Origin of the sequence: Priestia sp. RMT2NF4, assembly GCF_047872835.1 — a bacterium.
In the GTDB taxonomy this organism is placed as follows: domain Bacteria; phylum Bacillota; class Bacilli; order Bacillales; family Bacillaceae_H; genus Priestia; species Priestia zanthoxyli.
Genome location: NZ_JBLQZO010000005.1, coordinates 43,965 through 65,353, shown reverse-complemented (window position 1 = coordinate 65,353; position 21,389 = coordinate 43,965). Strand labels below are relative to the sequence as shown.

The following is a 21,389-nucleotide window of genomic DNA, read 5'->3' as shown; positions in this document are numbered from 1 at the left end:
CAACTACTAGAAGAATTTAAACAGATGAAAACTATGTTCACCCTAACAAAAAAACCGAACCACTAATCAAAAATTTTGATCAATGGTTCGGTTTTACTTTGTCTAAAATACTTTCGTCCCAGCCTCTTCTTTTTATCGAATTTGTCCATCTCCGTAAATAATATATTTTAATGTTGTTAATTCCTTTAATCCCATTGGTCCACGCGCATGAAGCTTTTGTGTACTAATTCCGATTTCTGCCCCGAAACCAAACTCTTCTCCGTCCGTAAACCTCGTCGAAGCATTCACATAAACAGCAGCTGAATTAACGCGCTGTAAAAAACGCTGAGCATGAGCATAATTTGTTGTTACAATCGCTTCAGAATGATGTGAACTATGAACATTAATATGGGAAATCGCTTCATCGATATCATCTACGATTTTAACTGCCATGATGAAATCCAAATATTCTTTCTTCCAATCCTCATCCCCTGCTGGAACAAGATCTGGAACGATTGTGAGCGCACGTTCATCACCGCGTACTTCTACATCTTTGTCTCGTAGTGCTTGAACAATAATCGGCAAAAATTCATGAGCCGCCCGTTCATGAATAATCAGCTTTTCGGCTGAGTTGCACACCGCTGGACGAGATGTTTTTGCATTAATGACAATACTGGCTGCCATGTCACGGTCATATTCTTCATCAACATAAATGTGGCAGTTCCCGGTTCCTGTCTCAATAACAGGAACCGTTGCATTTTTTACCACCGCTTCAATTAAACCTGCACCGCCTCGAGGAATTAATACATCGATATATTCATTTAGCTTCATTAACTCCAGTGCTGTTTCTCTCGACGTATCTTCAATAAGCTGTACGCTATGCTCAGGAAGCCCTGCACTTGCCGCAGCTTGAGATAACACAGAAACAATCGCTTGATTCGAATAAAATGCCTCACTGCCTCCGCGTAAAATAACCGCATTTCCTGCTTTTAAGCATAGGCCTGCTGCATCACATGTAACGTTTGGACGCGCTTCATAAATAATTCCTATGACACCAATAGGTACACGCTGCTGCCCAATTTGTAAGCCATTTGGTCGTTTAGCCATAGACAGCACTTCTCCTACCGGATCTGCAAGCGCAGCTACTTGGCGCAGGCCGTCTGCCATTCCATGAATCCGCTCTTCATTTAAAGATAGGCGATCCAACATCGCTTTTGACGTGCCTTTTTGAACGGCTTTTTCTACGTCTAATTTATTTGCTTTTAAAATCGTTTCTTGTTGATCCAATAGAGCAGCCGCCATTTTATAAAGTGCCTGCTGTTTTTGTTCGCTCGTTACATTTCCTAAGAAATAAGAGGCTTCTTTTGCCTGCTTTCCTTTAAGCTGCAATTCACTCATTTCATTACTCCTTCAGCTTGTTTTAAGAATAACGTTCCAATTTCTTGGCCTTCAATAATATCTCGCAAAATACTTGGTTCTTTCCCATTTGCTAGGATTAAGCTCACGCCTGCACTTGTAGCTGTTTTAGCAGCGGTCAGCTTTGTGACCATTCCGCCTGTTCCAACGTCAGTTCCACTATCTCCAGCAAAATTCTCAAGCTCCGGCGTGATGCCATCTATTACTTTCATTAATTTAGAGTTAGGGTTTTTTGTGGGATCTGAATCAAAGAAACCGTCAATATCAGATAAAATAACAAGTAAATCTGCGTGAATCAAAACTGAAACAATGGCGGATAAATTATCGTTATCTCCAAAACGCACGATGTTTTCAATCTCATCGATGGCAACTGTATCGTTTTCATTCACAATAGGAATCACTTTGTCTTCAATTAATTTTTCAAACGTGTTCACAACGTTATTGCGCACATGTTCATCTTCGATTACATCTTTTGTTAACAGTACTTGACCAACAATGTGACTATACTCACCAAAGAATTTACTATAGATATGCATAAGCTCACACTGCCCGACAGAGGCTGCTGCTTGTTTTTCTCGAATAGAAGTTGGCTTTTCTTTTAACTTTAGTTTTTTTACTCCCACTTGAACGGCACCTGATGTAACAAGCACAACTTCTTTTCCTGCATTCATTAAATCAGATAACACACGCGCTAGTTTTTCAATGCGTGCTAAGTTAATATCTCCGTTATCATAGGTCAACGTAGATGTCCCTACTTTGACTACGATACGCTTGCTATTTTGTAACTCTTGACGATGGTTCACTCATTTCATCTCCCTAACTAAAAACACCTAAATGCGTACTAATTTTTTTAAAAATTATAGCAGAGATTATGTGAAAAGTCTTATAGTTTTTCAAAGGGAATTTGAACTTTCTAATTTTTTAAATAATTAAGGGAAAAACTGGTGATAAAAGCGCTTTCTTCTCTTATAATGAAAGTTGTAAGGGGAACACACAATTACATAACATTGTGTAGTAGTACAAACATCAGACAACTAAGGGATAGGGGGATTTGTAATGAATGCGGTTACGATTGTTATTGGATCTATCTGTATTTTAATGATTGCGTATCGGCTTTATGGAACATTCATGGCTGTTAAGGTCTTGAAACTAAACGATGCGCAAAAAACGCCGGCACATGAGCTTGAAGATGGAAAAGATTACGTGCCAACCAATCGATGGGTAACATTTGGTCATCACTTTGCAGCTATTGCAGCTGCGGGTCCGCTCGTTGGACCTATTTTAGCAGCTCAGTTTGGCTATTTGCCCGGACTGCTCTGGCTTTTAATCGGAGCTGTAATCGGAGGAGCCGTTCACGATGCAGTTGTGTTATTTGCATCTATGCGCCAAAAAGGCCAGTCGCTTTCAGAAGTGGCTAAAAAAGAGCTAGGACCCGTCGCTGGCTTTTGTACAGGTTTAGCTATGCTTTTTATCATTACCATTACAATGGCCGGTTTATCTATGGTCGTGTTACACGCCCTTGAGAAAAATCCTTGGGGTACATTCGCTGTTGGAATTACCATTCCGATCGCAATGGGGGTAGGTATTTACCACAAAAAAACAGGTAATTTAAAAGCGGCTTCTACCGTCGGCTTCATTTTAATTTTAATCGCCGTATTTAGCGGTCCTTATATTCAAGGAACAGCTTTAGGAGATTTTTTAACGCTAGATATTAAAACACTTTCAATTATTCTTCCCGTTTATGCATTTTTTGCAGCGGCCTTGCCCGTTTGGCTGCTTTTAGCACCTCGAGATTACTTAAGCAGCTTTATGAAAATTGGTGTCTTTATCGCGCTGATTGTAGGCGTGTTTTTCGTAAATCCAGCAATTCCATTTCCTGCAGTTACTGAATTTATTCACGGAGGCGGCCCTATTTTAGCAGGACCTGTGTGGCCGTTCATTTCTATTACGATCGCCTGCGGTGCTATTTCTGGCTTCCATGCATTTGTTGGTTCAGGAACAACCCCTAAGATGCTCGATCGTTGGAGTGACATTAAAGTTGTAGGCTTCGGCGCGATGTTAGTCGAATGCTTAGTAGGAATTATGGCATTAATTGCCGCAACTGCTTTACATCCTGGAGACTATTTTGCAATCAACTCTACACCTGAAGTGTTCAAAACGCTTGGCATGAACGTAACGGCTCTTCCTCAGCTTAGCCAAGAAATTGGCCTAAACTTAGAAGGCCGTACAGGCGGCGCTGTTACACTGGCTGTAGGAATGACGTATATTTTCACGGAAATTCCTTGGTTCAGCCACCTGTCTTCTTACTTTTTTCAATTCGTTATTATGTTTGAAGCAGTGTTTATTTTGACTGCTATCGACGCGGGTACACGCGTTTCCCGCTATTTAATTCAAGACTTTTTCGGTGAATTTTATAAGCCATTGAAGCGAGTAGACTGGCTTCCTGGGTCCATTTTTGCAAGTGCCCTAGCCTGTTTTATGTGGGGATACTTATTGTTCTCAGGAGATATTGGCTCAGTTTGGGCGCTGTTCGGCGTATCGAATCAGTTAATGGCATCCATTGGTTTAATTATTGGTGCAACCGTTATTCTTAGAATTGCAGATAAGCGCTCCTATATGCTTACTTGTCTTATTCCACTAGCCTACCTTTACGTAACGGTTAACTACGCGGGTTATTGGATGGTTAAGAATGTGTATTTAAATGAAGCTGCGGCAGGTTACAGCATATTAAATGCGACTCTTTCAATCATCATGCTTATACTCGGTCTCATTATTATGATTGCCGCGATTCAAAAATGGACGCAGCTTTGGCGCACGCCTCAGGCTGAACTAGCGGCGAAAGCAAACTTATCACAAAATATATAAAACGAACACGCTTGCTTATATAAGCAAGCGTGTTTTTGATATGGTAATAGCCGGTCAAAATAATTGCACACCAGGCATTTTTATTATTAAACTAAATATACTATACAGAAAATTTTTAAAATAGTTCGTACACTTCACATGCTTATAACCCCCACTGACTACATCTCAAAATTAACACTTTAAATTATAATAATTATAATTTAGTATTGATTTTTTATTTAAAAATGTTATTATTATTTCTAACATAATAAAATTCAAATAAGAGGTGGTTCTAAGATGACAACAAACAAGAATAACTTAACGACTAGTTGGGGATCTCCGGTTGGAGATAATCAAAATTCGATGACCGCTGGTTCACGCGGACCTACTTTAATTCAAGATGTTCACCTTTTAGAGAAATTAGCCCATTTTAACCGAGAGCGTGTTCCTGAACGCGTCGTACACGCAAAAGGCGCCGGTGCCCACGGTTATTTTGAAGTGACAAACAATGTTTCAGCCTATACAAAAGCAGCTTTCCTTTCTGAAGTAGGAAAACGAACACCTCTATTTGTTCGCTTTTCAACTGTAGCTGGTGAAAACGGCTCAGCAGATACCGTTCGCGACCCTCGCGGATTTGCTGTTAAATTTTATACAGAAGAAGGCAACTACGACTTAGTCGGAAATAATACACCTGTATTTTTCATCCGAGATGCGATTAAATTTCCCGATTTTATTCATACACAAAAACGCGATCCACGCACGCATTTGAAAAACCCGACGGCCGTGTGGGATTTCTGGTCTTTATCTCCTGAATCTTTGCATCAAGTTTCTATTTTAATGTCTGATCGCGGTATCCCTGCAACGTTACGCCATATGCATGGATTTGGCAGCCATACATTTAAATGGGTTAATGCCGAAGGAGATGGCGTTTGGGTAAAATATCACTTTAAAACAGAGCAAAGCGTGAAAAATCTGTCTCCAGACGTAGCCGCAAAGCTAGCTGGTGAAAATCCAGATTATCATACTGAAGATCTATTTAATGCCATTGAAAAAGGCGATTTCCCTTCATGGAAGCTGTACGTTCAAATTATGCCATTAGAAGACGCTGATACGTACCGCTTTGATCCGTTTGACGTAACAAAGGTTTGGTCACAAAAAGACTATCCGTTAATTGAAGTAGGTCGCATGGTCTTGGACCGAAATCCAGAAAATTATTTTGCCGAAGTGGAGCAAGCTACATTCTCACCTGGAACGCTTGTACCGGGAATTGACGTATCACCTGATAAAATGTTGCAAGGTCGACTATTCGCATACAGCGATGCACATCGCTACCGCGTGGGTGCTAACCATCAAGCGCTACCTATTAACCGTCCGCGCAATGAAGTAAATAACTATCAGCGTGATGGTCAAATGCGCTTTGACGATAACGGCGGCCGTTCTGTTTACTATGAGCCAAACAGCTTTGGCGGTCCGACAGAATCTCATGAAAATAAACAAGCGGCATACCCTGTTTCAGGCCTTGCCGATAGTGTTGCATATGATCATAACGACCATTACACGCAAGCAGGTGACTTATACCGCCTCCTAAGCGAAGACGAGCGTACACGACTAGTTGCAAACATCGTTGAAGCTATGAAGCCTGTAGAAAAAGAAGAGATTAAACTGCGTCAAATTCAGCACTTCTACAAAGCGGATCCAGAGTATGGAACACGCGTTGCAGACGGTTTAGGATTGTCTGTTCCGCAGCAAGTAAAATAAAGATATCAGTTTTCCTAATGAGAAAATAAAGGTGTTTTTCTCATTTTAGATTCTCGTTTATTATCAATTAGTTTAACATTTTATCACTAAATAAGTATCCATATTTTATGGATACTTATTTAAATTCTTGTAAAAAGAGGAAGGGATGAAGAAATGATTGGACAAGAAATAAGATGTAATCAGTGTCATAGAGAAATAAAAGTACTAAAGCACAGTACACTTTGCGGTTGCGGAATAAAATTACGAACGCTAAAAAAAGAGAAGCAACCAGCATAATGAGGTTGCTTCTCTTTTTTACTAGATATGCTGTTTATATTCACTCACATTAAAGAGTAATCGTTACTTTAAATAAATCTCCGTCAATTTCAATATTCAATTCTCCTCCGTGCAAATCAATAATTGACTTAGCAATAGCTAAACCAAGTCCAGAGCCATCGGTTTGTCTTGAGGCGTCCCCTCTTTTAAATCGTTCAAACAGCTCGTCTGCCTGCTCATTTAACTCATATTTACTTACATTTTTAAACGTTAGTTTCACTTGTTCGTTTATTTCTTGAACAGAAATATAGACACGCGTTTGTTCAAGTGAATATTTCAATATATTCTCTATCAAATTGTCAAATACTCTCCATAATTTTTGACCATCTACAGTAGCAAATATCGGCTTTTGGATAGATTGAATACGAAATTGCAGAGTTGAATCTTTAATTGCTTCATCATATTCAGCTAAAGCCTGATGAAGAAGCTGATTAATATCAATTGTGTCTTTATGCAATTCTACATTTCCACTTGCCATTTTTGATACTTCAAACAAATCATCAATAAGTGTCTGTAAACGTTTTGATTTACGGTCAATAATTTCAACGTAAGCATGTTGTTCGTCCCAAGTAAGATCTTGGGACTTTAGCAACGCTGTATATGTCATAATAGAAGTCAATGGTGTTCTTAAATCGTGACTGACGTTGGTAATTAACTCTGTTTTCAAGCGTTCACTTTTAACTTGAACATGCTGAGATGTTTGAATTTGCTGCTGAATATGATTTATATCTATCGCTGCTTGAGTTAAAGCTGATTTTCCTTTGATAGGTAACGGCTCTTTCCACTCAGCTGTGGCGATTTGATTAATGGAAATAATAATTTTATTTAAATAATTAATTCGTAGCATAAGCAGTATCAAAGTAACCACTCCTATAACACTGCCGACAGCTAAGTATAGTATAGACACTTGTTCTACAAACATATATCCACTGGTCAATAAAGCTGCAACAGCAAATACCGCAAAAACTAAAAGCAGTACTACAACCATTATATACATGCCAATATGTCTGATAATAAAAATAGATTGAAGAAAATAAATGACTTGATAAACACACGTTCTGTTATATTCTTCTTTTATATCATCTAGTGTGCGCATACGCTGAAACAGTAAAAATACTTGAAGTACCCACAGGCAAATAGCTATGGATATAGCTATCATATAAAAGAAAAATGTAGCAACATGCTTATATGATTCTAATAAAGAAGTTGGATAGCCGTTCAGAACTAGACTTGATGTGAAAAATGAGTACAAAAGAAAAACAATTATACACATATCTAAAGGTACTTTTTTATAAATCCTCTGTACGGCAGTTTGTCTTATTATTTCTTTTAAATGTCCGGTTATTGTTTTTTTATAAATGAAGTAAACTATTAACAGAGCTAGTATCCCTGACAATACATACACGAGAAATACTACATTTTGATGATGAAAATAGTTATACTCATCAAATAAAGAACTACTGAAAGCTTCTTTTTCAGGAACAGCAATTATACCCGTAAACTTCTGCTTTAAATACCGGGTTGGAATCTCTGAGTCTGTCTCACTGCTTAACAATGAATTTTTATATTCATCTAGTTGAAACACAAGGGGTGATTGAGCTGAATAGGTATGTTTATACAACATATTTTTTTGTTTTACTAATTGATTAACGTTTTCCTTGCTTGCATTTTGGATGTTCGTATATATTTTTTGTGTGTTTCTATCTTTCAAATAATACATGATGTCTTTTTTATATTGAGATAATGGTTTTTGCCGATCAAAAGCTTCATCATAAATTCTCGTTATTTCGAATTCTTTATTTTTTGCTATTTTTTCTCGAACAAATTGATCATCTTGAAACTTTTTTTGAATGTTTTTAACTTCTAGATCCCGCTGCTTTACATAGGCATCTTCAACTTTTTTACTCTTTGCTTGCTTAGCGTCTTCTATTTTTTCTTCATATTTATCGTGTACGTTTTGTATTTGTTCCGTTAAGTTTCCTTCTGCATATCGATACGACTCAATTTCTTCTTCTGTTATCGTATTTGCGTTAACGGTATTTTTATTCTTGGATGTCAATTCTAAGAGGTAAAGATCATTTGTAAAACGATCTATTTCTTTTTGGAAGTCTTCTGATTTTACATAGGTACTTTTTTGTAAGTAGTTTGCTTTTACTAGGTTATGCATGCTGCCAATAGAAGAAATGGTTGCTCCTAAACCAAATAAAAACAAGATAATACCTATAGCTGAAATAACGCTATTTTTCCATTTTATATCCAAGTCCCCACACAACCTTTACATATCTCGGATTTTTTGGTTCAATCTCAATTTTTTCTCTTATTTTTCTAATGTGCACTGCTACCGTATTTTCTGCGTTGTAGCCGGGTTCATTCCATACGCGCTCATAAATATCATGTATGGAAAAAACTCTTCCTGCATTTTTCATTAATAATTCTACAATTTTATACTCAATGGGAGTGAGCTTAATGAATTCCCCATCAAGAGTGACGGACTTAGCCTCAATATCAAGTACAAGACCTCGGATATTAATCGTCTTTGTTTCTTCATAGGTACCTAATGTCACATATCTTCTTAACTGTGATTTAACTCTTGCTATCAGTTCTAATGGATTAAAAGGTTTTGTCACATAATCGTCTGCTCCTACCTGCAGACCAAGCACTTTATCGGCATCTTCGCTTTTAGCACTCAGCATAATAATCGGGATATTTTTTTGTTCTCGAATTTTAAACGTTGTTGAAATGCCGTCTTGCCTTGGCATCATAATATCCAGAATAATCAAGTGAACTTTTTCTTTATTTAGTATCTCTATGGCTTCGATTCCATCTTTGGCCGTAAAGACTTTAATACCTTCATTTTTTAAATAAATAGCAATACCATTGCGGATTTCTTGCTCATCATCTACAACTAAAACCACATATTCGTTCATTGATTTCTCACACTCCTTTCAAAAGTATATCATGGGTCATTTCGTCTATGGGTTTTATTGTAAACTGCATTTCTTAAGAAAAAAGAAGGGGGAATCTTAAGATTTTCTTAAGCATCATATATTGAAAAAGGTTTAAGGAATAGGGATAACAGGAACGTTAAAAGAAAAAATATAATCAATTCCTCATTTGATTCTAAAGAACTATCCGTGAGCGATTATATCTTTTTATTTAAAAGGAGGATGATTTAACTTGGAACGGAATCATACAATTATGCAATTTTTCGAATGGCATGTGCCAGCTGATGGCGAGCATTGGAAACGCCTCAAAGAGCTCGCTCCTCAACTAAAAGAACAAGGAATTGATTCCGTGTGGATTCCCCCGGTTACAAAAGGTGTTTCATCAGAGGATAATGGCTACGGCGTTTACGACTTATATGATCTTGGCGAGTTTGATCAAAAAGGAACCGTTCGTACAAAGTATGGAACCAAGCAAGAGCTGCATGAAGCAATTGATGCCTGTCATAATCACGGAATTAATGTCTATGTTGATATTGTGATGAATCATAAAGCTGCAGCGGATGAAAAAGAAACCTTCCACGTCATTGAAGTAGATCCCATGAACCGAACAGAAGAGATTTCTGAACCCTTTGAAATTGAAGGGTGGACAAAGTTTACATTTGAAGGGCGCGGCGATCAATATTCTTCTTTCAAATGGAACTTTAATCATTTTAATGGCACTGATTACGATGATAAAAACGGAAAAGAAGGTGTGTTTCGTATTGCCGGGGAAAACAAAAGTTGGAACGAAAATGTTGATCAAGAGTTTGGCAACTACGATTATTTAATGTTTGCGAATATTGATTACGACCACCCTGAAGTGCGAGAAGAAATGATCAAATGGGGAAAATGGTTAGCAGACACCCTGCAGTGCGACGGTTACCGATTAGACGCCATTAAACATATTAACCATGATTTTATTAAAGAGTTTGCTCACGAATTGTCCTCTTCTCAAGAAAAGCCATTTTATTTTGTGGGAGAGTTTTGGAATCCAGAATTAACAGCCTGTCAGGAATTTTTAGACGTTATTGATTATCAAATTGATTTGTTTGACGTATCGCTGCATTACAAACTGCATGAAGCCTCTCAGCAAGGAAGAGATTTTGATTTAACCACAATTTTTGATGATACATTGGTTAAGACTCATCCGTTGAATGTTGTCACATTTGTAGATAACCATGACTCTCAGCCAAATGAATCTTTAGAATCTTGGGTAGAAGATTGGTTCAAACAAAGTGCTTACGCTCTAATTTTACTTCGTGAAGACGGCTATCCTTGTGTATTTTACGGAGACTATTTTGGGATAGGCGGAGAGCATCCAATTGAGGGAAAAGAAAAAGATATTTCTGCTCTCTTGCACGTACGCTATGACAAAGCATACGGACAGCAAGACGATTATTTTGATCACCCGAATACCATTGGATGGGTAAGGCATGGTGTAGAGGAATTTGAGAAGTCTGGATGCGCTGTGGTGATGTCAAACGGCGAAGACGGCGAAAAGAGAATGTTCGTCGGCGAACACCGAAGCGGACAAACGTGGATCGACTTCACAAATAACCGAGAAGACCAAGTTGTGATTGAAGAAGACGGCTACGGACACTTCCCTGTAAATGGCGGCTCTGTATCCGTTTGGGCTGAAGCATAAAAAAAACAGTGGCCTGCGCCACTGTTTTTTTACCATAGACCTAGCAGTTTCCACCACAAGCCGCCAATTCCAATCCAAATGATAATATGAATAATTGAAATTAAAAAGCCGAGCGACCACCATTTTTGCTGCGTTACATATCCACTACCGAAGAACACCGGTGCCGGTCCACTGCCGTAGTGAGTTAAACAGCCAAATAAATTGCTAAAGAACGCTAAAATTAATGCTGACAGTAACGGAGGCGCACCAGCGGCCACGATGACAGATAGAAATGCTGCGTACATAGCGCTGACGTGAGCCGTGTTACTCGCAAAAAAGTAGTGAGAATAAAAATATGCAATAGCTAGTACAATCAACGCCGTCATCCAAGACATATGACTAACAGTGCCTTTCATCAGATCACTGAACCAAGGAATCATGCCTAGATCATTTAAGAAAGTTGCCATCATAACCAAAACAGCAAACCAGACTAATGTATCCCATGCTCCCTGTTCTTTTTTGATGTCCGACCAGCTTAACACTTGCGTTAAAAGCAGCGCACATAGACCAATAAAAGCAGTTGTTGTTGCATTAATATTTAAATTAGCGCCAAAAATCCACAGCACAAGAAGAAGTAAAAATACGCCAATCATGTACCATTCTTCTTTCTTTAGCGGACCCATTTCATTTAGTTTTTTTGCTGCAATTTCAGATGCTTCCGGCGTTTCTTTTAATTCTGGCGGATACAGCTTATAAATAACGAGCGGAATCACAATTAAACTGATAATTCCAGGTACGATTGCAGCCGCTGCCCATCCAACCCATGAAATAGTCTTTCCTGTAATTTGTTCCGTCATTTTAACAGCAAGAGGATTGGCCGCCATTGCCGTTACGAACATAGCCGATGTAATCATATCTCCTTGAAACGATACTTTTGTTAAGAAAGCACCGACTCTGCGCTCCGTACCGTCTCCAGTTCTCGATCCGTATGTTTCAGATAAAGAACGAATGATTGGAAGAATAATTCCTCCAGCTCGTGCTGTATTAGACGGCATTGCAGGTGATAAAAGTAAATCACTTACGATAAGAGAATACGATAGTCCCAACGTCTTTTTACCGAACAAACGAACAAAGATATAGGCAACCCTTGTTCCTAGACCAGTCTTAATAAAACCTCTAGAAATAAAGAATGCAATAACGATCAACCAAATCGTCGTATTTTGAAAACCGCTGAGCGATTGTTCAAGTGTTAATGTATTAGTTAATACAATAATGGTTAAAGATAAAATAGCTACACTGCCTAATGGCAATGGTTTAATGATAAGACCTACGATAGTAGCCACAAAAATAGCGAATAAGTGCCAAGCCTTCACATCAAGTCCGGACGGAGGTGTAATAAACCATAAAACAAGTCCGATTGCCAGACAAATTAATAAAGGAATAAACTTCACTTCGCCGGCAGGCTTTTTAGTTGTTTCAGCCATAATCTTTCTCCTTTCATGTTTTTAAATAATAATAGTAGTAGTATGCTCTTTCCCCTTCGTACCCAATACTTGTCCCATTTAAAATGAAATAATTGTAAAAATACGTTTCATAAGGATGATATTGTAAATTTGTGAAGTGTTGAGCATAATTCCTTTATTATTTTATCATACATATTGACAATTTTTATCTTTCACCTTCATTTTATTCCCTTCAAAATAGCTTGTAAGCGTTATTTCATCAAAATAAATAAGCTGCATGAGTTCATCATGCAGCCTTGCATTTAACGATTTACCTTTTGAATAAACACGACTTTGAGATAATCACCTGACTTAAATTCTTTTATTGTTTTAAAATCAGCTGGAAGAGAGAACTGCTCCATCATTTTGTAACGTTCCCCTTTTTCGTTAAAAGCTTTTTCAATAAACGAATGAAATTTTTTCATATCAAAATTACTTGCATTCGTCGAAGCTACAATGACACCATTTGGCTTTGTAAGAGCAATGGCTTCTTTTAATAAATCTTTGTAGTCTTTTGCCGCGCTGAACGTATGCTTTTTCGATTTAGCAAAGCTCGGCGGATCTAGCACCACAAGATCGAACGTCATATTCTTCTTAACCGCATATTTAAAATACTTAAAAACATCTTCCACAATAATGTCCTGTGCTTCGTGATCAATTCCATTTACACTAAATTGCTCAATTGTTTTTGCCAGGCTGCGATTGGCCAAGTCGACACTTGTTGTTTTCGCAGCTCCTCCAAGAGCGGCCGCCACTGAAAATGCGCCTGTATACGAAAACATGTTTAGAACGGTCTTTCCTTTTGCATATTTATCTCGAATCGTTTTACGGACGTCTCGCTGATCTAAAAAGACCCCAACCATCGCTCCGTCATTTAAATAAACGGCAAAACGAATACCATTTTCTCTTACAATTAAAGGGAATTCACCTTTATTTCCTGTGACAAAATCATCTTCTTCAATATACTGCCCTTTTACGTTGAAACGTTTTTTCTGGTACAGCCCTTTAAAGTTAGGCGCAGATTTTAAAGCTTCAATAACGTATTCTTTAAATTGATAAATTCCTTCACTATACCAACTCGTGACGTAATATCCGTCATAATAATCAATGATTAAGCCGCCAATTCCGTCACCTTCACTATTAAATACACGAAAAGCAGTTGTATCTTCAGACGCATAAAAATCGTGACGAGAGGTAATAGCTCGCTGAATTTTTCGTACAAAAAACGCCGCGTCAATTTGTTCACTTTTCTTCTTCGTCAGAATCCATCCGTAGCCTTTGTTTTGTTTTCCATAATAGCCTTTGGCTAAGAATTGATTCTTTGGAGTGACTAAGTTAATAATAACGCCTTCTTCTTGCAGTTTATGACCATCAACAAGCGCATCTTTTTCAATGAGTGGATAACCTTTATTCACTTTTTTAATAAAAGCTTCTTTGGCTATAACTTGTACTTCTTTTCTCATGTGTACACCCTATCTATTTAATTTAGTTCATTCTAGTTTTATCCATTTTACGAGAATAATCTACATTTATCTTAACATAGATAACCGGTAATGTTTCCAGTTACAAAATAGAAAAGCAGAGGATGCCTTGAAGCACCCTCTGCTTGATATGAATGAAAAATGAAATGTATGTTTTATGTTTTAAGATAAAAAATTATGAGCACTCTTGTCCAGTATATGCATCGAACTTAAGCGTCTGCTGCTTGCTTCCGCTCACTAAAGTCACCACGTATACAGTTATTGAGTTTTCTGTTATAAGCTCAATATGCTCTACTTTTCCTTCTTGATGTTTTAAAGCAAGAACTTTTACAGCGGTCTCCGTTAACGGCTGAAGCTTATCATGTTTTACATGTGTGATTTCACCCGAAACCGCATCGATTGTAACGGTGTATTCCGTATTATCTTTGATTATTTTTACTGTGAAAATCGCTGCGTTTTGATCATATTCTACCATTTTCACCTTACCTGCATATGTAGCCAATGCAAGATCTTTTGCATCTTGTCTCGTTAATAGCTTCACTTCTTGCTGAGAAGTATTAACTACTTTTCCTGTGAAAGCATCTAACGTTACCGTATATTGAGTGCTATCTTTAAGAATCACTGCGACATACTGACTAGCGGATTCTTTAAACTCTAGACTATATACGTAACCACTATATTGTTTAACAATTGCTTCTTTTATTTTTTGCTCTGATATTAGCTGCAGCTCTTTTTTATTCTCATGAATGACTTTCCCCGTTAGACCATCCACGGTTAGCATATATTCTACTTTGCCATCTACTACAGTTAACGTATATTCATTCGTTTCTTTGTTAAATGTAATAGATTGAATCGCTCCTGTATACTGCTTAGAAATGGATTCTTTCACTTGATTTTGTGTCCATAACTTCACTTCTTGCTTCTTCACTACTTTTCCAGTGCTTGCGCTTACTTCTACGATTCTTTGCTCAAGGTTATTCGTTGCAATTGTAATCACATACACACTTGATTCCTGCTTAAATTCCGTAGATGTGACCGTCCCTTTACAATCTTGCAGAGCAATACCATTTGCCTGAGCTTGCGAGATACTCACATGTTCAGTTGTCTCTGCTTTCGCTGTCTTCATCTCTGCAGCGTGACTCGTTGTAATAGAGCTAAATGCAACTGCAGCTCCTAAAGCAGATGTAGACAATACTTTTGCCCATTTGATCATCCTTACATTTCCTCCTCCTTCACCATTAGACTTTCCGTCTATGGCGTTTTATCTAGTACGCCGTTCATTATGCAAAAGATTTCTGAGAATAAGACGAATAGAAGCTTAAAGTTAGCTGAAGATATAAGAATAGCTACTATTTTTCAGCTTGCTTTCAGCTATTATTCAGGGCTGTTTCAGATAAAAAAGCATAATAGAAAGTAGAGGAGCAAAGGAGTTTTCACCATGATGGATCAACTAAAAGGAATTAAAGTCTTGCTTATAGATGACGAACCAACTATTTTACAGTTTTTATCTTTAGGTTTAACGAATGAAGGATTTGATATCAAAGCTGCCCAAGACGGAATGGAAGGAATTAATATAGCCAAAGAATTCAAGCCTCATATCGCTATTGTAGATGTTATGCTTCCGGGAATGGATGGATTTGAAGTATGCCGCTTGTTAAAGAAAATGGGGAATATAGCTGTCATCATGCTAACAGCAAAAGATCAAGTGGACGATCGAGTAAAGGGGCTGACTATTGGAGCAGATGATTATATGGTCAAACCCTTCAGTTTTGAAGAACTTCTTGCGCGCATTCAAGCTAGAATCCGCAATCAATTTCCCAACTTATTAGACGAAGTATCCATCGGTCCATTTAAAATTGATGACCGCCGCAAAGAAATTAAATACCTTAATCACATACTTGATTTATCCCCTACTGAATATGCACTCTTAAAATTCTTAGTTATTAATCACGGTCTCGTACTAAGTAAATCCACCATTTTAGATCGAGTGTGGGGATATGATTTTGGAGGAGAAGAAAACATTGTTGAAGTATACATTCGATCACTGAGAGAAAAATTACAGGACCATAGCCGAACCGTTATTCGAACGCTTCGCGGTGTAGGGTACCGGATTGATATTTCATGAAGCACAAACGTTTCTTTCATTTGAACTCTCTTCGCCTTCAGCTTTTATCTAGAAGTTTACTCGTTATTTTGAGTTTACTGATGCTGATAGGCGTTTTTCAATACGTATTTATGAAGCAATTTATTTACACAAATAAAATTAGAAGCATCGAAGACCAAATTCACTTAATTCCCGATGATGTCTGGAAGCACGATATTGAAACAAGCCAGAATGTAAAACAATCATCAAGACCAATGGTTTATTTCCCGGGCGTTAATATTACCTTTATCAATCAAAAAAGCACCTTTTTACGGCTGGCTAAGGATCCACATCATTCTTACTTCCCTAAGCTTTCTGCATCTGCATACAAACAAGTAATGAAAAACAGCAACCAGCCGGACAACACGACGAGCCTCATAAAAAAAATGGATGGTCATCAAGAGCAAGTCATTGTTTTAAAACCCATTATCTTTGATGGAGAAATACAGGGAGTTATTCAAATTAATACTCCCACAGAATCATTAAGAGACCTCTTAATCAGACAAATGCTCATCTTTTTAATGCTTTCACTTACCGCAATGACCATTGCTTTTTTTGTTTTTTCTTCTGTTTTAAAACAGACGTTAGTCCCTTTGTTTACTACTACTAAAAAAGTGGAGCATATTAATGCCGGAAGCTTACATGACCGCTTGCCTGTTAATCAAGGACAAATCGAAATGGATCGCCTTTCTCTTTCTATTAATGAAATGCTTGAACGTCTTGAAAAAGCATTTAAAGCAGAAACAGAAGCCAAAGAACAAATGCGGCGTTTTGTTGCGGATGCTTCGCATGAACTGCGAACGCCGCTTACATCTATTCACGGCTTTTTAGAAGTTTTATTAAGAGGGGCTAGCAGTAATCCAGAACAATTAAACGACGCATTAAAAAGCATGTATGGAGAGTCCAAAAGACTGCACAAACTTATTCAGGATCTTCTGCTTCTTGCTCAGCTTGATCAACTTCCACCGTTTCAAAAAGAATACTGTTTTGTAGATGAGTTGATTTTAGATATGAAACCTCAACTCATACTATTGGCGGGGAACAGAAAGGTTTTATTCGACTTTCCAAGCCGTTTACCATCAGACACTAACAAAGATCAATTTAAACAAGTTGTTTTAAACTTATTTTCCAACGCCGTACAGCATACAAATCCAACTACAGGAGTTATTCAAGTGATAGGAAAAATAAATGAGAAAGAACTTTCGTTAATAATACAAGATAACGGTCATGGTATTCCTCAAGAACACCTTCCTCATTTATTTGAGCGATTTTACAAAGCTGATGCTTCACGCTCTCGGGCATATGGAGGAGCGGGCTTAGGCTTGTCCATTAGCGCATCTATTATAGAGCTGCACGGGGGGAAAATACATGTAGAAAGCAAATTGAATGCAGGAACTGCTTTTGAAATCGTATTGCCCTTGACATAAAAAAGACGATTGCCTTGAAGCAATCGTCTTTTTTATCAAATCAGCATACTTTTCCTGTTTGAGGGCTGATTTTTACAGTATGTTTTATATTGTCTGTTCCTTTGATCACAAACGTGTACGCTTGTTCACTGAATGAAACAGATTGAACCGTTCCTTTGTGCTGTTGAAGAGCAGCTTGTTTAGCTTGTTCTTGCGTAAACTTTACCGCTTCGACTTTGATTACTTTTCCCGTTTCAGCGTTTATTTTCACATGGTGATCTTTGTTATCTTTCCCGTGAATTAAAAATGTGTATACATCATTTGCATATGAACTCGATTGAATCGTTCCACTGCAATTTTTTAATGCAATTGATTGAACCTGTGCTTTTGTAAATGCAGCGCTTTGAATTTGAATCACTTTTCCACTTTGTGCATTGACTTTTACGTGGTGATCACGGCTATCGTTTCCATGAATTAAGAACGTATACACTCCATCGTTGAAGCCTACCGACTTAACCGTTCCTCCACAGTTTTTCACCGCTACTGCTTGTGCCTCACTTTGAGAAAAAGATAGTTTTTCAACCTTTACCACTTTTCCGCTGTGTGCATTTACTTTCACATGATGGTCTTGATTATCTTTTCCGTGAATTAAAAACGTGTAGGCGTTATTTTCAAAAGAAACCGATTGAACCGTTCCTCCGCAGTTCTTTAAGGCAATTGTTTTTGCTTGAGCTTGTGTATATGTGGCCGCTTCAGTATGAGCCGACGCTTTTGTTGAAGTAATGTGCTGACCGTCTGAAGCAAATGCACTTGTCATTGAACCAAGAGCAATAGCTGTTCCAATTGTGGCACCTCCCACGGCTTTTGCTACTACTGCTTTTCCTGCTAATACTTTTCCAATCATGATTATACCTCCGCGTAATTTCCAATGTATTTACAGCACAAGCTAAAGGTTTTAACAGCGGTCATTTATCAAAATAGCGCCATTGGAGTAACGTTTTTTTCTGCTAAAATACCTTTCACTTTTGCTGTACGAGCCAAAGCGCTTCTTGTCCTCTTTAGCTATGTGTTTATTGTAAGAGCGGAACATGAATTCACTATGAAGCCCAGCTGAATGCTATCTGAACAAATTCTGAAAGATAGCTGAATAACTTCTAGTTAAACTTGTCATCTAAATGTTCAACGTTCTTAACAACAGCTCAACAAATCCAATGCTTCTCTTCATATTTCCTCAACAATCAAATGATTTAATAAATGTATGAATACGATTTGGAGGTTATCAACCATGAAAAAACGAGTATCTCTTGGACTATCTCTCACTCTCTTAGCTTCTAGCGCCGCTTCTGCTTTTGCAGCAGAGCATCATCCAGTTCAACATCCAAAACAAATCAAAAGCGTCGAGTTTCAGCCAATGAAAGCACCTACTACGATTGAAAATATGATTAAAACGTATACAGAGGCCTCTGTAAAAGTAACGTATAAAGATGGAAGTGTGGAAGAAACGCCGCTTAACTATAACCAACTCTTTCTTTCAAAAGATAAAATTGTCGATAATAAAGGAGAATTAATCGCCGCAGGTACACCAATCGATGCAAACGGGGATCCAATTATTGACCGAAGCGTTCCTGATCAGCCATCACCGTACGTATCAGACGCGCCGGATTCAAACAGCTTTATTACCATTAACGGTAAGTCTTATATTATTTCACATTATGAATACGAATCTGTTAATAATGCTGGAAAAGAGATTTCCGGTCTTCCTGCTTCCATGACGCTTACACAAGTTGATCGAGATGATAAAACAGGAAAACTAACCGTCAACCATGCCAAAAAAATTGATTTTTCTAATGTAAATGGTTTGTGGACGCCGTGTAATGGCTCTACAACGGATTGGGGTACTCACCTCGGTTCAGAAGAATACGAGCCTGATGCACGCGCTTTTGAAGACCCTGCATCTAGCTCTTATAAAGACGTTACGAACTTCGCTAAGCTTTATTTCGGTGACACGTCAAAAGCAAACCCTTACTACTACGGCTGGATTCCAGAAATTTCAGTGGATGAAAGCGGCGATGCGTCTGTCGTAAAACATTACAGCACAGGCCGTTTTTCACATGAAATGATGCAGGTACTTCCAGATAATAAAACCGCTCTTTTTGGAGACGATGGGTCTAATACCATGATGTTTATGTATGTAGCAGATAAGGAAAAAGACTTCTCAGCAGGAACTCTTTATGCCGCAAAGTTTAAACAAACGAGCACAAAAAATGGAGGGAAAGGCGACCTTCAGTGGATTAAGCTTGGCCATGCAACAGACAATGAAGTGAAAACAATAATCGACAAAGGCACAAAATTTAGTGATATTTTTGAAACAGCCGACCAGCCTACAAAAGGATTTAAAGCAGTCAAAACCGCCGCAAGTAAAAAAGTTGAATATTTAAAAGTAAAGCCTGGCATGGAAAAAGCAGCTGCCTTTTTAGAATCACGCAGATACGGTGCGATTCTAGGTGCCACGTCTGAATTCAACAAGATGGAAGGACTAACGGTTAATAAAAAAGACAAAAAAGCGTATATGGCTATTTCTTACCAAAATAGTGCCATGCTAAAAGAGCCTGGTGCTGTACAAGATGATATTCAGCTTCCAAAATTAGAGTCTGGTGTGACCTACCAGCTGAACTTAGGCTCGCATCAAAAAGACCAAGCAAAAGGCAAGATTAACAGCCGCTACGTTCCTGCAAGTATGGAAGGGCTATTGATTGGACAAGACCTAGAAAAAGCAGATGCATACGGCAATACAGCGGATCCAAATAAAATTGCCAACCCTGATAACCTTACGTATTCAAATGACTTAAATACACTGTTTATCGGAGAAGACAGCTCACTGCACACAAACAACTTTGTATGGGCCTATAATGTAAAAACCAAAAAACTATCACGCATCCTTTCGGTTCCAGTGGGAGCAGAAGCAACAGGACTTCGTGCAGTAGAAAACATTAAAAACTCTCGCTACGTACTAAGCAACTATCAGCACCCGGGCGAGGACATCAGCGACAAAAATATTACCGCTGTTGATAAAGAAGAGTTAGCTAATGCAATGAAAGAAAGCATTGGCATTCAAGAAACTGGTGGTGTCGGATACATTTCTGGACTGCCTTCTAAGGACGGCGCTCCTTACAAAAAGCATTAATACGTAATGAAACCACGTCTGTTGTGAGTGACAGACGTGGTTTTAGTATGTTTATTTTATGTATTATAGAATAACTCCACTATGATCTATGAACAAATCACCTAGGATATAACCCGCTACTCTCCTATGTTATGATAAAGTAAAAAGCTACTTAAGGAGGATGACTAATGAAGAAAAAAGTAAAAGTCGTTGCCGCAGTAATCGAAAATGAAAAAGAAGAAGTACTTTGTGCCTTGCGCTCCAATAATATGTCACTAGCGAACTTATGGGAATTTCCTGGTGGTAAAGTAGAAGAAGGGGAAGATATTTACTCTGCTTTAGTTAGAGAAATTGAAGAAGAGCTACATTGTAAAGTAAAAACGATTGATTTACATAATGAACACGTACACGAATACGAAACATTTATTATTGAACTTATTGCAATTAAAGCAGAAATCATAGAAGGTACCCCTCAACCAACCGAGCATGCAAAGCTACTTTGGCTAAACAAAGAAAATCTCCTTTCACTTGTTTGGGCTCCTGCAGATATTCCGGCAGTTGAATTATTGGTGAAAGAAAAATGAGGATGGGACATAACGAAATGAATTTCATCTAACGACGAACAAATGGGATACACGAGGTGAATCGCTTGTGACACCGCAGTTGATTTCCGTGCAAGGCTTCGCCTTGCACGGAAATCAACTGCTAGAAGGAACGAAACAGATAAGATCTACGTTCACCGTAACAAAAAAACGAACTACTAATCAAACAGTT

The 21,389-nt window shown here is 38.1% G+C and carries 15 protein-coding genes; 7 read left to right on the top strand and 8 right to left on the bottom strand.

Features of this window, described 5'->3' with window-relative positions:
• Positions 1–132: 132 nt before the first annotated feature.
• Together ACMX9J_RS19775 and proB are read right to left on the bottom strand one after the other, a co-directional pair.
• Positions 133–1,377, bottom strand: a complete 1,245-nt coding sequence (locus ACMX9J_RS19775; RefSeq protein WP_155008455.1) for a glutamate-5-semialdehyde dehydrogenase — start codon at positions 1,375–1,377, stop codon at positions 133–135.
• Positions 1,374–2,198: a glutamate 5-kinase gene (proB, locus tag ACMX9J_RS19770; protein ID WP_013085533.1), complete on the bottom strand. Its 825-nt coding sequence runs from the start codon at positions 2,196–2,198 to the stop codon at positions 1,374–1,376. The genes ACMX9J_RS19775 and proB overlap by 4 nt, the downstream gene beginning before the upstream one ends.
• A 253-nt stretch (positions 2,199–2,451) precedes the next feature.
• On the opposite strand from proB, the gene cstA reads away from it, so the two are divergent.
• Both cstA and katA read left to right on the top strand, forming a co-directional pair.
• Positions 2,452–4,260 carry a carbon starvation protein CstA gene (gene cstA, locus ACMX9J_RS19765; RefSeq protein WP_014457699.1) on the top strand — a complete coding sequence of 603 codons (1,809 nt, stop codon included), beginning with the start codon at positions 2,452–2,454 and terminating at the stop codon, positions 4,258–4,260.
• Between the two features lie 276 nt (positions 4,261–4,536).
• Positions 4,537–5,997: a catalase KatA gene (gene katA, locus ACMX9J_RS19760; protein ID WP_033580370.1), complete on the top strand. Its 1,461-nt coding sequence runs from the start codon at positions 4,537–4,539 to the stop codon at positions 5,995–5,997.
• 325 nt (positions 5,998–6,322) lie between these two features.
• On the opposite strand, the gene ACMX9J_RS19755 is transcribed toward katA, so the two are convergent.
• Together ACMX9J_RS19755 and ACMX9J_RS19750 are read right to left on the bottom strand one after the other, a co-directional pair.
• A complete protein-coding gene (locus ACMX9J_RS19755) occupies positions 6,323–8,572 on the bottom strand; it encodes a sensor histidine kinase (RefSeq protein WP_416226113.1) in 2,250 nt (749 codons plus the stop codon).
• Complete coding sequence (locus ACMX9J_RS19750; protein ID WP_028411932.1) at positions 8,550–9,239, bottom strand: response regulator transcription factor; 690 nt, start codon at positions 9,237–9,239, stop codon at positions 8,550–8,552. Before ACMX9J_RS19750 ends, ACMX9J_RS19755 begins: the two co-directional genes overlap by 23 nt.
• A 250-nt stretch (positions 9,240–9,489) precedes the next feature.
• Here ACMX9J_RS19750 and ACMX9J_RS19745 point away from each other — a divergent pair, with 250 nt between their 5' ends.
• Positions 9,490–10,941, top strand: coding sequence for an alpha-amylase (locus ACMX9J_RS19745; protein WP_033580368.1), 1,452 nt, complete (start codon positions 9,490–9,492; stop codon positions 10,939–10,941).
• Between the two features lie 29 nt (positions 10,942–10,970).
• On the opposite strand, the gene ACMX9J_RS19740 is transcribed toward ACMX9J_RS19745, so the two are convergent.
• From ACMX9J_RS19740 to ACMX9J_RS19730, 3 genes are all read right to left on the bottom strand, one after another.
• Positions 10,971–12,404: an anion permease gene (locus ACMX9J_RS19740; protein WP_028411930.1), complete on the bottom strand. Its 1,434-nt coding sequence runs from the start codon at positions 12,402–12,404 to the stop codon at positions 10,971–10,973.
• Between the two features lie 281 nt (positions 12,405–12,685).
• Complete coding sequence (locus ACMX9J_RS19735) at positions 12,686–13,885, bottom strand: class I SAM-dependent rRNA methyltransferase (protein ID WP_033580367.1); 1,200 nt, start codon at positions 13,883–13,885, stop codon at positions 12,686–12,688.
• A gap of 193 nt (positions 13,886–14,078) precedes the next feature.
• The gene (locus ACMX9J_RS19730; protein ID WP_033580366.1) at positions 14,079–15,116 is read right to left on the bottom strand and encodes a PepSY domain-containing protein; all 1,038 of its coding nucleotides are present in this window, start codon (positions 15,114–15,116) and stop codon (positions 14,079–14,081) included.
• Positions 15,117–15,344: 228 nt separating this feature from the next.
• Between ACMX9J_RS19730 and ACMX9J_RS19725 the strand changes: the two genes are divergently transcribed.
• Together ACMX9J_RS19725 and ACMX9J_RS19720 are read left to right on the top strand one after the other, a co-directional pair.
• The gene (locus ACMX9J_RS19725; RefSeq protein WP_028409748.1) at positions 15,345–16,028 is read left to right on the top strand and encodes a response regulator transcription factor; all 684 of its coding nucleotides are present in this window, start codon (positions 15,345–15,347) and stop codon (positions 16,026–16,028) included.
• Entirely contained in the window at positions 16,025–17,473 is a 1,449-nt protein-coding gene (locus ACMX9J_RS19720; RefSeq protein WP_416226112.1) for a sensor histidine kinase, read from the top strand. Before ACMX9J_RS19725 ends, ACMX9J_RS19720 begins: the two co-directional genes overlap by 4 nt.
• Positions 17,474–17,513: 40 nt before the next feature.
• On the opposite strand, the gene ACMX9J_RS19715 is transcribed toward ACMX9J_RS19720, so the two are convergent.
• On the bottom strand, positions 17,514–18,356 hold the full coding sequence (locus ACMX9J_RS19715; protein ID WP_176344941.1) for a PepSY domain-containing protein: 843 nt from the start codon (positions 18,354–18,356) through the stop codon (positions 17,514–17,516).
• Between the two features lie 381 nt (positions 18,357–18,737).
• On the opposite strand from ACMX9J_RS19715, the gene ACMX9J_RS19710 reads away from it, so the two are divergent.
• On the top strand, positions 18,738–20,636 hold the full coding sequence (locus tag ACMX9J_RS19710) for a PhoX family protein (protein WP_033580363.1): 1,899 nt from the start codon (positions 18,738–18,740) through the stop codon (positions 20,634–20,636).
• 167 nt (positions 20,637–20,803) lie between these two features.
• Positions 20,804–21,199: a (deoxy)nucleoside triphosphate pyrophosphohydrolase gene (locus ACMX9J_RS19705; RefSeq protein ID WP_033580362.1), complete on the top strand. Its 396-nt coding sequence runs from the start codon at positions 20,804–20,806 to the stop codon at positions 21,197–21,199.
• Positions 21,200–21,389: the final 190 nt, after the last annotated feature.